This is a genomic window from Chryseobacterium sp. JV274 (assembly GCF_903969135.1).
Lineage (GTDB): Bacteria > Bacteroidota > Bacteroidia > Flavobacteriales > Weeksellaceae > Chryseobacterium.
This window is the reverse complement of sequence record NZ_LR824569.1, coordinates 4,844,065-4,857,791: the sequence shown is the minus strand read 5'-3', so window position 1 is coordinate 4,857,791 and position 13,727 is coordinate 4,844,065. Positions and strand designations below refer to the sequence as shown.

The window sequence follows — 13,727 nt, the reverse complement described above, 5'->3', positions numbered from 1 at the left end:
GAGGTAAGGAATTGGTCAATAGTGAATTTTGCGTCTCAAGTGAATTGCCAATTTTCTCGAAGAGAAAAAACAAAAAAACTTGAGTTATCCGGAAAAACAACTGATTAACTAGCAACTAGCAACTACTTAACTCTTTAATTTACTTTCACACTTTTACTGATAGTTTTAATATCGTCGTCTTCCCATTTGCTGGAGGTAACGATAACGTATCCTTTCTTTTTCGGATCTTTTTTGATGGGGAATTTATCTTCTTCCCATTGATTACAGTGAGTTGAAATAGAGGGCAATAACGGTTGCCATCCAGTTTTACTTAAAGTATAAACATAAAACGGATGCCAGCAGCTGGTACACCAGTTGGGATAAAAACCAATCTCCTCTTTTCCATCTCCATTAAGGTCTCCCAGATTATACAGGCTTCCTTGATTGGCTGGTGAAATTGTTATAGGCTTTATATTTTTATCACTGAAGTAAATAGTTGTTTCACACTTTCCTTCACATTCGTCACCACAGTCACTGACTTTTGTATAGACATATTCTTTGGTTCCGTTTCCGTCAAAATCTCCCTGAATATTCTCTGCACTGGCTTCCTGAGCCATACAAAATGAACTGAATAAGGTGATTGCTGTTATAATAATTGTTTTCATGGTAGGTTTTGGTTTTTAGTTGCGAGATCCTTGATTCGGGTTTTATGGTGCGGAATAGAAGAATTGTAATTCTTTCATTTTTAGTTTGTGTATCACTTCCTTGTCACTCTCAGTAAAAGTATTAAGACCAGAATAATTGAAAATACAAAACCTAAGACTGCCACTAAAGATAATTCTCCTATTCTCGGACCGGATTCTGAGCTAAAAACGATGGCTGTTGCAATTATATTTGCGCCTAAGACCATAGCCAGAATCAAATTGACAACACTGGATTTAATCAGCTGGTTGGTTTTGTCTATATTCTTGATCTCACTGGATACCGTAAATTTGTTTTCATCCAGTTTTTGAAGAACAGAACGGAGCTCTTTTGGGATTTCATCTACATTATCTGTAAAATTCATCATCCGGTCCATTCCTGTTTTTAAAAGATTCTTAGGATTTATTTTTTTTGTGAAAATCTTTTTTGTGTAAGGATGAAGACTTTTAACGATATCCAGATCTGGGTTTATGCTTCTTCCAACACCTTCTATTAAGCTGATACCTTTGAATAAAAGATAGAAATAATCCGGCATATAGAGCCTGTTATCCTTTAAAATATCCTTCATCTTGTTGATGATCACCTGTACATTGATATCCTGCAGTGATGAGCTGTGAACAAAATTCAAAATATCTTCTACATCATTTTCAAACCTCCTTTCATCCGGTATTTCATAGCTTATGGCCATTTTTTTGAGTGACCGTACTATTTTATGAGAGTTTTTGGCAACAAAACTTACGATAAGATTTTCAAGAATTTCTTTATCATTAGGCTGAATTTTTCCCACTGCCCCAAAATCTATGAAAACTATTTTACCGTCTTTTTTCACCAAAATATTGCCGGCATGAGGATCAGCATGGAAGAATCCATAGTCTAAGATCTGCGATACAAACAGCCTTAATCCTGCTTCGGAAACTTTTACAGGACTAATATCATTAGCCAGAAGTACCGATTTGTCTGTTACCTTTATCCCGTCGATGAATTCCATGCAAAGAATATTGTTGTTGGAAAATTCTTCGTAGACTTTGGGAACATATGTTTCTTTATTGTTCTTAAAATTCAGACGGAACTGCAGTATATTATTCCTTTCATTAGTCAAAGAAACCTCTTCAAGCAATGATCTTTCAAAGGTAGAAATGGCCTGTTTCAGATTAAGTTTTTCTCCTATTTCGGAATAGGCAGAGATCAGCTTTTCAATGTCTTTGATCAAAAGTAGATCATCTTCAATAACTGACTGCACATCAGGCTTTCTCAATTTTAAAATCACCGGACTGCCATCCAGCAAAATTGCTTTATACACCTGTGCTATAGAAGCTGTAGCCAGAGGTTGTTTCTGGATTTCACGGAAACAGTCTTTCACGGAAATATTGAATTCACTTTCCAGCGCTTCTTCTACGTCCATATCTACTGTTTCCACTTTGTCCTGAAGTTTCTGCAGCTCCTGAATCAATTCCGGTGGTAATAAATCTTCTCTGTTACTGAATGTCTGACCCAATTTTACAAAAGTAGGGCCAAGCTCTTCAAGAGCCAGTCTTATTCTTTCGTAAACGGTTCCTTTTGAAATAATCTCGTCTGAACCGGAAGTTTCTTCCGGCTTATTTCCTCCATTCATCCTTGCCAGCATATCTTTGAAACCATATTTACTCAATACGGAAATCAGTCTTGCGGATCTTTTCAGTTTTCTTTGCTGTTTGTCAAACATAGTCTATCAATAGTAGGTGCAATTTACTCCAAAAATTGTTCCTTTATGAAAAGAATTATTACAACAACATCAACATGGAAAGTTAAAAACAACAACACGTAATCAACCTTTTAAAGAATAAAATACATCAATAACAACAAAAACCATCATATATCATAAAAATTAATATATTTACAGCGTACAAATAAAACAAACCAAAAGTATTACAACATGAAAAATTTACGTAACAACAAACTTTCAAGAGAGCAATTAAAAGGGATTGCAGGAAGCGGAATCATTATCGGAAACTGCTCCAACCAATGCTGCCCTACAGACGGAAGACCAAGATGTCCAAAATTGATCTGCCCTGCTGTAGTATGTCCTCAGTACATGTAATCAACCCACTCAAAGAAAATTTTAGGTAAAATAAAAACAGAATGCTAATGCATTCTGTTTTATTATTTAAGATAAGTCTCATACAGGTCTTTCCTACGGTCTTTCATCACCTGAACCGAGCCGTTATGATGAAGATCCTTCAATAAGTTCAGGTCTACATCAACAATCAGGGTCATTTCTGTATTGGGAGTAGCCTCACCTTTTACACCATTAGAAGGGAAAGCAAAATCTGAAGGGGTAAATACAGCAGCCTGTCCGAACTGAATATCCATATTGTTTACTCCCGGTAAGTTACCTACACAACCCGCAATAGCTACATAACATTCATTTTCAATCGCTCTCGCAGCAGCACAGTGACGCACTCTGATATAAGCATTCTGGGTATCTGTAAGGTAAGGAACAAAAAGAATCTTCATCCCCTGATCAGCCAGAATTCTTGGTAACTCCGGAAATTCTACATCATAGCAAATTACAAGTCCTATTTTCCCACAATCGGTATCAAAAACCCGGATTTCGTTTCCTCCTTTCATTCCATAATACTTTTTTTCATTTGGAGTGATATGGATTTTTCGGTATTCATCAATACGTCCATCACGATGCAACAGATAGCTGACATTATATAAATCATTATTATCATGATCAAAAACAGGCATGCTTCCGGAAATAATATTGACATTGTAACTGATCGCCAGTTCAGAGATTTTATTTTTTATTTCCTCACTTAATTTAGCCAGCTCGATCATACTGTCTCTTTCTGAAAGCTTATTGAAGGGTGCTAAAAGCGGAGTATTAAAAAGTTCGGGGAAAAGAACAAAGTCTGACTTATAGTCTCCCATTACATTAACAAAGAATTCTACCTGCTCATAAAAAGCATCGATATTTTTAAAATGCCTCATCTGCCATTGTACTAATCCTAAGCGGATGATACTATCCTGCATTGTATTGGGCTTTTTGCTGTAATAGATATTGTTCCACTGCAGCAAAACAGCGTTTTCCAGTGATGATTCATCTTCAGGAAGATATTTTTTCAGAATCTTTATGGGAAGGAAGTTATTGGAAAGCTGGAAAGACAATACCGGATCATAAATTTCCTTATCTCTTACTCTTCGGATATACTCTCTTGGAGAAATCTCATCACTATATTTATGATAGTTCGGAATTCTTCCACCCAGAATAATTGATTTTAGATTGAGCAGCTCACACAATTCTTTTCTGGCATCATACAATCTTCTTCCCAGGCGCAGTTCCCGAAATTCAGGATCAACAAAAACTTCTATCCCATACAATACATTTCCTGTTGACAAATGGGTATTGAATGTATAATTTCCTGTAATATCAACATAGGTATGGTCGTCCCCAAATTCATCATAATTCACAATAATGGACAGTGCTACGGCAGCCAATTTCCCGTCTACAGTGATACAAATCTGACCTTTAGGAAATATTCTCGTAAGTTTATCTATACTTTTTTTAGACCAGATAGATTCAGACATCTGAGGATACGCCCTTTTCATTGTCACTACCAATTCATCATAATCCTGAACAGTCAGGGGTCTCGTTTCTATTTGCATTTGATATAATTTTACTTAAATTTAGTGAAAATTTGTTTTAATAGGCTATTACTAAGCAAAACATTAACCAAAATATCAATTAGAAATGGCAATAATTTTTCTGAATCAAAGTAAATGCCCTGTTTGCAAAAAAACTTTAGATGAAGGACAGGATATTGTCCTATTTCCACCTTTTACCTCCGATAAGAATCATAAATTTTACTTATTCAATGATGAAGGAGTTCATCGTTCTTGTTTGCAAAAGACAGAATATGGAATAGCCGCATTGAAGTTTTTAGAAACAGAATTTCCATTATAAACAAAAAAATCCCACCCAAAGCGGGCAGGATTTATATTTTAAATTCAAGTCAAAGATTATTCCCACTCAATAGTTGCAGGTGGTTTGCTTGAAATATCGTACGCTACTCTGTTGATTCCTCTTACTTCGTTGATGATTCTGCTTGAAACAGTATCTAAGAACTCATAAGGAAGTCTGCTCCACGTTGCCGTCATAAAGTCGATGGTATTGGCAGAACGAACTACAGCAGTATATTCATACGTTCTTTCATCTCCCATTACTCCTACAGATTTTACCGGAAGAAGAACTACAAATGCCTGAGATACTTTTTCGTAAAGGTCATTTTTGTATAATTCTTCGATGAAGATATCATCAGCTTCCTGAAGGATTCTTACTTTTTCAGCATCTACAGCGCCCAATATTCTGATTCCTAATCCAGGACCTGGGAAAGGGTGTCTGTATACCATGTGGTGAGGAATACCTAATTCTTCTCCTACTCTTCTTACTTCGTCCTTGAAAAGCTCTCTTAGCGGCTCTAACAATTCGAAGTCCATATCTTCAGGAAGTCCACCAACGTTGTGGTGAGACTTGATTACTGCTGATGGTCCGTTGACAGACTGGCTCTCAATAACGTCAGGGTAAATAGTACCCTGTGCAAGGAATTTAGCGCCTTCAATTTTGTGTGATTCTTCATCAAAAACATGGATAAATTCGTTTCCGATGATTTTTCTTTTTGCTTCAGGATCATCAACACCAGCTAATTTTGTAAGGAATCTTTCCTGAGCATCCACCATTTTAATGTTCATATGGAAATGCTCTCCATACTGATCCATTACTTTTTTGCCCTCATCCTTTCTCAATAATCCCGTATCTACAAAGATACAAGTCAACTGATCACCGATTGCTTTGTGGATCAAAACTGCCGCTACAGAAGAGTCAACACCACCTGAAAGACCAAGGATTACTTTGTTGTCTCCTACTTTCTCACGGATTTCCTCAACTGTTTTTTCAATATAGTTAGTCAGTTTCCAGTTTTTCTCTGAGTTACAGATTCCAAAAACGAAATTTTCAAGCATTTTTCCTCCTTCTTCAGTATGAGATACTTCCGGGTGGAACTGAACACAGTAGATTTTACTTTCTTCGTTAGAGATAGAAGCAATTACTCCTGATTTTGCGTTCAATTCAAAACCTGCAGGCAATTCTCCTACTTCGTCAAAATGGCTCATCCAAACTACAGAGTTCTGAGTCACTCCTTTCAATAAAGAGCTTTCTTTTACGATCTCAAGGTTTGCTTTACCATACTCTCCCTTTTCTCCTTTATTTACTTTTCCTCCTAAAAGGTGAGCTGTCATCTGCATTCCGTAGCAGATTCCCAATACAGGAACTCCTTGTTCGTATAATTCTTTTTCAACCAGGTGAGCGTTTTCTGCATTCACAGAGCTTGGTCCACCGGAAAGAATAATTCCTTTTGGCTGTTTTGCTAAAATATCTTGTAATGGTGTATTGTAAGGTAAGATTTCAGAGTATACACCCATCTCACGGATTCTTCTTCCGATAAGCTGGTTGTACTGGGATCCGAAATCTAAAATAATAATACCGTTGTTCATTTTGAATTATGATTTATAAATTATAAATAATGAGGATTCTTTTGATTGTTTAATTGTATTAGAGTTTCACGATACTTTTGAGATTCCTACGGAATGACAAAGCCTGTATCATATCTGTTAATCAAAATATTCACTCAAAAACTGTTTCAGCAATTTATTTAGGTTTGGACTAAAGCCATTTCTATCGCTATTTTTTTATAATCAATCGGGCTAAAGCTCGATTCTATTGATAGAATATAAAACTTAGAAAATCTACGGCTTATTGCTAAAGCCTACTGCTTATTCAACCGTTTTACAAAAAAAGACTTGGAATTGCTCCAAATCTTTTTTCGTGATTTTATTAAAACTTTCCGATGTCGTCTCTGTAGAAGCCGTAATCGAAATGTACATGACTTGCGTCTTCGTAAACCTTTTTGCGGGCATCTTCGAAAGTAGCACCTGTAGCTACAATGTTCAGAACTCTACCCCCGTTGGAAACCACTTTGTCTCCTTTGCTGATAGCTCCTGCATATAAAAGTTTACTATGTTTCAGCTTATCTTCCCCTGTAATTTCGAAACCTGTTTCGATGTTTCTTGGATAACCTCCTGAACACATTACAAGGCAAATTGCTTTTTCGTCTTTAAATTTAAGCTCAATGTCTTTTCCTTCCATACAATCCTGGATCACATCCAAAAGATTGTTTTCCATAAGCGCCATCAATACCTGAGTTTCAGGATCTCCAAATCTCATGTTGTATTCAAGAAGGTAAGCTCCGTTTTTCGTAACCATCAATCCGAAGAAGATGATTCCTTTAAATCCGAAACCTTCAGCTTTAAGACCTTTAATAGTTGGTTCTAAAATATTTTTCTCAAAATCTGCATAATGCTCCTGAGTAAATTCCGGGCTTGGTGCTATTGAACCCATACCTCCTGTATTAGGTCCTGTATCTCCGTTTCCAGCTTTTTTATAGTCTTTTGCTGCTACACATGGGAACAATTTTTCCCCGTTAGAGAAAGCAATGATAGACGCTTCAAAACCTTGTAAATATTCTTCAATAACTAAACGGATTCCTGCATCTCCATAGATTCTTCTGATCATGAAGTCGTGGATAGTAGCTTCAGCTTCTTCAAGATTGTCACAAATAACAACACCTTTTCCACCTGCTAAACCACTAGCTTTGATCACCAAAGGATATTGCTGTGTCTGCACATATTCTTTAGCATCGTTGTATGAATCAAATACTACCGCTTTAGCAGTTTTGATATCATAGGTCTGCATAAATTTCTTAGAGAAAGCTTTACTCCCTTCAAGGCTTGCTACTTTCTGAGTAGGACCGAAAACTTTAAGATCGTGTTTTTTAAATTCGTCCTTGATACCCGCTACAAGAGGAGCTTCGGGACCTACGATCGTAAGATCAATCTTTTCTTTAATTGCGAAATCTCTAAGTTCTTTAATTTCCGATAAATGAACATTTTTCCCTATTACATCGGTAGTAGCATTCCCGTTAGCAAAAAACATTTTAGAAATTCTTGAGTCATTCTGAAGCTTTGCCGCTAAAGCAGATTCTCTACCGCCTTCACCTATGATTAATATTCTCATACTTTTTTATTATCTAGTCTTATTTTACAAATATATAATTTTGAATGCTAAAAATACAATCCCTAATTATTTTTTAATTCTATTTTAATTAGTGGAAAAAGTGTCTAACACCTGTAAACATCATTGGGATACCGTGCTCATTTGCAGCTTCCACACTATCCTGATCTTTTACACTTCCACCTGGCTGAATAATCGCCTTGATACCTTCCTGAGCGCAGAAATCTACCACATCACGGAAAGGGAAAAATGCATCTGAAGCCAATACCAAATCTCCGGAGAATTTTTCTTTTGCTCTTTCGATAGCCTGCTGAGTCGCCCAGATTCTGTTTACCTGTCCGCCGCCGATACCGAATGCCTGAATTCCGTTGGAAACTACAATAGCATTTGACTTCACATATTTTACAACTCTCTGAGAGAAAAGTAAAGCTTTTTTCTGCTCTTCTGTAGGCTGTACTTCTGTAACGACTTTGATATCGTCAGAGAAGTGAGTATCATTATCCTGAACCAGAATACCACCATCTACTTTCACCCAAGTCTGTTTGTCAGAAACAGGGTTTACGATTTTGATAATTCTTAAGTTTTTCTTTTTTCTTAAAACTTCAAGAGCTTCTTCATCAAATTCAGGAGCCATTACAATCTCAAGGAATGTTTTGTTCAGTTCTTCCGCTGTCGCTGCATCAATTTTATAGTTCATTGCAACAATTCCGCCAAAGATAGAAACCGGATCACATTCGAATGTTTTCTGGTAAGTCTCCAATGCTGAAGTTCCGATTGCAACTCCACAAGGGGTAGAGTGTTTTACCGCACAACAAGCCATTTCTTCTTTGAACTCAGTCACTACTTTCCAGCAAAGGTCCATATCACGAAGATTGTTGAAAGAAAGTTCTTTCCCCCCAAGCTGTTCAAAGTCTTTCATTGCTCCATTCTCGAAAGTAGAAACATAGTAAGCTGCTGTCTGGTGAGGATTTTCTCCGTATCTTAAGTCAGCAACTTTTTTATAAGAAGCATTTAAATACGTAGGATATTCTTCGTCTAAAAGCATTCTTGAAATAGCTGCATCATATGCAGAGGTAAGGTTGAATACTTTTCCTGCAAGCTTTTTACGGGTCTCAATGTACGTATCACCGTTTTGTTCCATTTCCAGTTTTACAGTTGTGTAATCTTCCACATCTGTAATTACGGTAACAGAATCAAAGTTTTTCGCTGCAGAACGAAGCATTGAAGGACCTCCGATATCAATAAATTCTACCTTTTCGTGTAAAGAAATGTTTTTGTTCACATTTTCAAAGAAAGGGTAAAGGTTTACGATCACCATGTCAATCAGACCAATTCCGTGTTCCTGAACGGTTTTCATGTGCTCTTCATTATTACGAACAGCCAGCAATCCACCGTGAACTTTCGGGTGTAAAGTTTTCACTCTTCCATCCAACATTTCAGGGAAATTGGTTACCTCATCAATCTGAATAGGATTTAAACCAGCGTCTTTCAAATGTTTGAACGTTCCTCCTGTAGAGATCAACTCATAATTCTGAGCTTCCAAAAACTGCGCGAATTCTATTAATCCACTTTTGTCAGAAACACTGATTAAAACTCTCTTTTTACTCATTTTACTTTCAATTTTTTACTTTTTACAGCTATTTCAAACTGTATCCGGGTCTTTCACCTCCGAATTTACTTTATTTACTTAGATTTCTTTTTTATTAAATGTAACGATTAAATGATCGCCAAATTGTTACATTATCAGTTTCCCAGGACCTTATTGATCGCTATTGGAAATATTTCATATTCAATCTTGTGAACTTTCTGAGCCAATGTTTCCGGAGTATCGTCAGCGGTTACTTCAAAAGATTTCTGAAGAATAGCTTCTCCTTCATCAATGCCCGGCGTTACAAAATGTACAGTGGCCCCACTCTCTACTTCTTTAGCTTCAATGACTGCATTGTGAACGTTCATTCCCCACATTCCTTTTCCTCCGAATTTCGGAAGCAAAGCAGGATGAATATTGATTATTTTACCGTTCCAGTTTTCACAGAATTCAGATTTTAAGATGGATAAAAATCCTGCCAATACAATAAGATCTGTATTTTCAGGGATTACTTTAGCCAGTTCACTGCTGAAATTCTTTCCTCTTGGAATGAGTATGCTTTCTATATTGTGATTCTTTGCTCTTTCCAGTCCGAAACACTCTCTGTCTGCCACTACCAAAGATACTTTTGCATTCTGGATTTCTCCAGCGTCAATGGTATCAATGATTCTCTGCAGATTGGTTCCTGAACCGGATACAAGTACAACGATGTTCTTCATATTTTTTTGGCAGCCTTGTCAAGGTCTAGAACCTTGACAAGGCCTTGAATATTGTTAACTAGCCCCGATTGCAGCGACATCCTTTTTTCGTTGCGGCCGCAGCGAAGCGGAGGCCGTGACGAAAAAGATACAGCGGAAAGCGGGATTAAGCTCCTAAAATTTTAAATCTATCTTTTCGCTTCCTTCTGTGATTTCTCCGATTTCATAAGCATCATCTAAAAGGTGTAAGATTTTTTCAGCATGATCCGCATTCACTACAATGATCATCCCTACCCCCATATTGAATGTTCCGTACATTTCCTCACGGGCTACTTCACCTCTCTTTTCCAATTCAAGCATTACACTAGGAATTCTGATTTTCGATTCGTCAATAGAAGCACAAAGTCCTTCTGGAATGATTCTTGGAACGTTTTCGTAAAGACCACCTCCTGTGATGTGAGCAATTCCTTCTACTTTCACTTCTTCCAATACTTTATGAATATCTTTATAGTATAGTCTTGTAGGAACTAAAAGTGTTTCATATAAAGGTTTTCCTTCAAATTCTTCTTCAAAATTTGGGAATACCTTTCTTACTAAAGAGAATCCGTTTGAGTGGAATCCAGAGCTTGGCAATGCAATAATTTTATTACCTGCCTGAATCTTAGAACCATCAATAATCTGATCTTTTTCTACGATTCCTACGCAGAATCCTGCAACATCATAATCTCCAGGCTGATACATTCCCGGCATTTCAGCAGTCTCTCCACCAATCAATGCACAGTTGTTATCTTTACAAGCTGCTACCATTCCTAAAACAATTTCTGCCGCAATTTCTGAATCAAGCTTTCCGCAAGCCAGATAATCAAGGAAAAATAAAGGTTTTGCTCCGTGGCAAAGAATATCATTGGCACACATTGCGAAACAATCTACACCAATAGAATCATATTTTTTAGTATCTAAAGCTACTTTCAGCTTTGTTCCTACTCCATCTGTTCCTGATACAAGAACAGGATTTTTGTATCCACCGATCTCATAGAAAGCACCAAAACTTCCCAAGTGGTTCAGTACATTGGAATTGTGGGTTTCACCGACCGCTTTTTTGATCTTGTCAACCGTTTTGTATCCTTCTTCTTTGTCTACTCCTGCTGATTTGTAAGTGTTGCTCATGTCTGCTTAGATTTTTAGATATCGGATTCAGATTTCAGATGATTACTTGTCTTGCATCTGATGTCTTATGTCTTTTTATCTTTTAATATTTCAATTACTTTTATACTTGATTTTAGAAAACAAAAAAGCCGACAATCTTTTCAGATTATCGGCCGTTATTTTATCTCAGAATTTCAGAGCCCACAATTTTCCCTTTATGAGAAAAACATTGTTTATAGGAGGTCTGAATTTTCATCTCTTTTCTTTTTGCAAAAATAGTAATTTTAAATGAATATTCAAATTCTATTTTTCAAGGATGGTTTCAATAGCCGCAATCTTGTTTATTTTTTCTTTTAAATCATTGACTTTCTATTCATTAGGAATTTTTTAAGTTCCTTTGTCAAAATTATCATTAAAGAAAATTAAATATATAAGATGAAAAATTAAGATTAAGTTCAACCGTAAAATCATTATTAGAAAAAAATTTTAAATACCTGATAACAATACAACTGCCCTATTCTAGTTAATCTACCAAGAAATAAATATTAAAAATTGCTTATTATATAGGCTAAATCTTATTTTTGAATAACTTAAATTATCAAAATATGTATATGTTAAAAACAGTTGACAATATTTCCGAATTAAGAAATACTAATGGGCAAACTGAAGGTGAATCTATTTTATTACTAGGCTACTATATTCCAGGCGATAAAGGACATTTGATATATAAATGGACATTTAGTACAGCAATTGATGATGGTGGGAGTATTATTAATGGTACGAGCGGAAGTTGGATTGCTATTTTTGAAAATCAACAATTCAATTCAAAAGATTTTTCTTTGTTTCCAATCTCAACAACTCCAAACTATAATAATTTTAATTCACAACAGGCTTTATTTGACAAGGTAAGAAATTATGCTATAGATCATAATTTAGATCTAGTTTTTGACAATGGTAACTATTCAGTTAATATCTTCAGAACCGGATACGCTGTTAATAAAATGAAAATCAACATCATAGGCAGAGGAACAGTTAGTTTTTATCTTAAAAAGAATAGTACTCCTACAATGGTTCAGTTCTGGGATGATGCTTACGTTGAGAATATCAACTTTTATTCTTTAGAAACAGAACTAGATTCTCAACGTGCCACTACAGAATCCAGAAATCGTATTTATCTAAGAAAGTGCGGTTTCTTTAATTTTAAGAATCAAACAAATGGTAATTCATGGGGATTGTATGCAAAAAACACAAATGATCTGACAGTTGACAATTGCTTTTTCGGTAATAATGGTCAATCCGATTTTTCCATAGTAGATAACTGTAATAATATCAAAATTGTTAATCCTGTAAATATAATTGATAATGGCATGTATTTGAATATTGAACCCAATTCGATAGAAATAAATCAAAATATTCAATTACAAGGTGGTGTCTATCGAAGAATTAATTTATTAGTAAATACATTATCTGCAAATCCCGTCCAAAATATGACTATTATTGGCTGCCAAATAGATTGGCTGATGTACGATGGGGCAGACTGTGAAATAATTGGATCACAGATAAAGAAAATATCCAATCAGGAAGTAGTCAATATACCTATGGGAAATTTAGACCTTAATCTGAGATTTGGGCCTAATTTAATTCCTGACCCTTATTTGATAGATTTTGATTACTCCCAGTCGGTAAGATCATGGGTTTTCGGTACTGCAACTTCACTTGTGATAGATAGAGTTAATAAAGATTACACAAGAATAGGTAACAGGAATATTGCTAATCATTCTACTACTATAAAATCTAAATTAATACCTGTAAATGCCACCTCTAAATACCTGTTTATGCTTAACGGCAATGCTAATTACTTTGGTACAATAAGCAACATTGCCAGATGTTTCCGAATAGAACTATATGATTCTAACCAACAATTAATTACGATAACCAAGCCAGTAGCAGGTGTAGACACTCAGTTTCAAAACATAGTAGGCAGTGCATTTCGTTTTCCTTTGTCTATTGAAGGTTCAACAGGTTTCACAAATCAAATTGCAATTTTAGAGTTTGAACAATACGCACCTCAGACAAAATATATAAAAATTGAATTAGGTAAATATAATGTAAATCAAAATGAATTTGACTTTAAATTTATATCATTAAACGAAATATTAAGTTTTGAAAAAGGCGAGAGTATTTCAAGTTATATATCAAGGAATCTTCCTAACGGCAGATATAAAATAACAACCACACCTCCAGAAAACCCTATAGAAAATAGAACAACGGGAGCAATGACAGGTGATATTTTATATTCTGAAACCGGAGAAAGTTGGATTGCCACAGATGGCAGTCTTCGTCCAATTAAAGTAGATAAGATCAATAAAAAAATGAAAAACCAAGCGGATTCAATAGCCCTAGATACAACAACTTTAGTGTCGAATTTTAATGATCTTTTAAAAAAATTAAGAGATGCGGGACTAATGGACAATTAATATATTCGAATTAAATAGCTAATAAATAA

Annotated in this window: 11 protein-coding genes; 3 read left to right on the top strand and 8 right to left on the bottom strand. The window is 35.6% G+C overall.

What is annotated here, in order from left to right; genetic code table 11:
* Positions 1–134: 134 nt before the first annotated feature.
* On the bottom strand, positions 135–644 hold the full coding sequence (locus tag CHRYMOREF3P_RS22380) for a hypothetical protein (protein WP_228408707.1): 510 nt from the start codon (positions 642–644) through the stop codon (positions 135–137).
* Positions 645–736: 92 nt separating this feature from the next.
* Positions 737–2,383, bottom strand: coding sequence for an ABC1 kinase family protein (locus CHRYMOREF3P_RS22375; RefSeq protein ID WP_077414976.1), 1,647 nt, complete (start codon positions 2,381–2,383; stop codon positions 737–739).
* A gap of 210 nt (positions 2,384–2,593) precedes the next feature.
* Between CHRYMOREF3P_RS22375 and CHRYMOREF3P_RS22370 the strand changes: the two genes are divergently transcribed.
* Positions 2,594–2,758, top strand: a complete 165-nt coding sequence (locus CHRYMOREF3P_RS22370) for a hypothetical protein (RefSeq protein WP_167510741.1) — start codon at positions 2,594–2,596, stop codon at positions 2,756–2,758.
* Positions 2,759–2,820: 62 nt separating this feature from the next.
* Here CHRYMOREF3P_RS22370 and CHRYMOREF3P_RS22365 read toward each other — a convergent pair whose 3' ends face one another.
* Positions 2,821–4,329: a carbon-nitrogen hydrolase family protein gene (locus CHRYMOREF3P_RS22365; RefSeq protein ID WP_077414978.1), complete on the bottom strand. Its 1,509-nt coding sequence runs from the start codon at positions 4,327–4,329 to the stop codon at positions 2,821–2,823.
* Between the two features lie 85 nt (positions 4,330–4,414).
* On the opposite strand from CHRYMOREF3P_RS22365, the gene CHRYMOREF3P_RS22360 reads away from it, so the two are divergent.
* On the top strand, positions 4,415–4,627 hold the full coding sequence (locus CHRYMOREF3P_RS22360; protein WP_077414980.1) for a hypothetical protein: 213 nt from the start codon (positions 4,415–4,417) through the stop codon (positions 4,625–4,627).
* A gap of 56 nt (positions 4,628–4,683) precedes the next feature.
* Here CHRYMOREF3P_RS22360 and guaA read toward each other — a convergent pair whose 3' ends face one another.
* The 5 genes from guaA to purM form a co-directional block, all read right to left on the bottom strand.
* A complete protein-coding gene (guaA, locus tag CHRYMOREF3P_RS22355) occupies positions 4,684–6,213 on the bottom strand; it encodes a glutamine-hydrolyzing GMP synthase (protein ID WP_077414982.1) in 1,530 nt (509 codons plus the stop codon).
* Positions 6,214–6,553: 340 nt separating this feature from the next.
* The gene (gene purD / locus CHRYMOREF3P_RS22350) at positions 6,554–7,792 is read right to left on the bottom strand and encodes a phosphoribosylamine--glycine ligase (RefSeq protein WP_047383501.1); all 1,239 of its coding nucleotides are present in this window, start codon (positions 7,790–7,792) and stop codon (positions 6,554–6,556) included.
* Positions 7,793–7,880: 88 nt separating this feature from the next.
* On the bottom strand, positions 7,881–9,398 hold the full coding sequence (gene purH, locus CHRYMOREF3P_RS22345; protein WP_077414984.1) for a bifunctional phosphoribosylaminoimidazolecarboxamide formyltransferase/IMP cyclohydrolase: 1,518 nt from the start codon (positions 9,396–9,398) through the stop codon (positions 7,881–7,883).
* Between the two features lie 134 nt (positions 9,399–9,532).
* The gene (gene purN / locus CHRYMOREF3P_RS22340; RefSeq protein WP_077414986.1) at positions 9,533–10,096 is read right to left on the bottom strand and encodes a phosphoribosylglycinamide formyltransferase; all 564 of its coding nucleotides are present in this window, start codon (positions 10,094–10,096) and stop codon (positions 9,533–9,535) included.
* Between the two features lie 153 nt (positions 10,097–10,249).
* Positions 10,250–11,242, bottom strand: a complete 993-nt coding sequence (purM, locus tag CHRYMOREF3P_RS22335) for a phosphoribosylformylglycinamidine cyclo-ligase (RefSeq protein ID WP_077414988.1) — start codon at positions 11,240–11,242, stop codon at positions 10,250–10,252.
* 590 nt (positions 11,243–11,832) lie between these two features.
* On the opposite strand from purM, the gene CHRYMOREF3P_RS22330 reads away from it, so the two are divergent.
* Positions 11,833–13,698: a hypothetical protein gene (locus CHRYMOREF3P_RS22330; protein WP_180565554.1), complete on the top strand. Its 1,866-nt coding sequence runs from the start codon at positions 11,833–11,835 to the stop codon at positions 13,696–13,698.
* The last annotated feature ends 29 nt before the right edge of the window (positions 13,699–13,727 follow it).

Bases quoted from the DNA above. Each gene is read 5' to 3' on its own strand.
- CHRYMOREF3P_RS22380 (WP_228408707.1), bottom strand. From the start codon at position 644: ATGAAAACAATTATTATAACAGCAATCACCTTATTCAGTTCATTTTGT.
- CHRYMOREF3P_RS22375 (WP_077414976.1), bottom strand. From the start codon at position 2,383: ATGTTTGACAAACAGCAAAGAAAACTGAAAAGATCCGCAAGACTGATT.
- CHRYMOREF3P_RS22370 (WP_167510741.1), top strand. From the start codon at position 2,594: ATGAAAAATTTACGTAACAACAAACTTTCAAGAGAGCAATTAAAAGGG.
- CHRYMOREF3P_RS22365 (WP_077414978.1), bottom strand. From the start codon at position 4,329: ATGCAAATAGAAACGAGACCCCTGACTGTTCAGGATTATGATGAATTG.
- CHRYMOREF3P_RS22360 (WP_077414980.1), top strand. From the start codon at position 4,415: ATGGCAATAATTTTTCTGAATCAAAGTAAATGCCCTGTTTGCAAAAAA.
- guaA (WP_077414982.1), bottom strand. From the start codon at position 6,213: ATGAACAACGGTATTATTATTTTAGATTTCGGATCCCAGTACAACCAG.
- purD (WP_047383501.1), bottom strand. From the start codon at position 7,792: ATGAGAATATTAATCATAGGTGAAGGCGGTAGAGAATCTGCTTTAGCG.
- purH (WP_077414984.1), bottom strand. From the start codon at position 9,398: ATGAGTAAAAAGAGAGTTTTAATCAGTGTTTCTGACAAAAGTGGATTA.
- purN (WP_077414986.1), bottom strand. From the start codon at position 10,096: ATGAAGAACATCGTTGTACTTGTATCCGGTTCAGGAACCAATCTGCAG.
- purM (WP_077414988.1), bottom strand. From the start codon at position 11,242: ATGAGCAACACTTACAAATCAGCAGGAGTAGACAAAGAAGAAGGATAC.
- CHRYMOREF3P_RS22330 (WP_180565554.1), top strand. From the start codon at position 11,833: ATGTTAAAAACAGTTGACAATATTTCCGAATTAAGAAATACTAATGGG.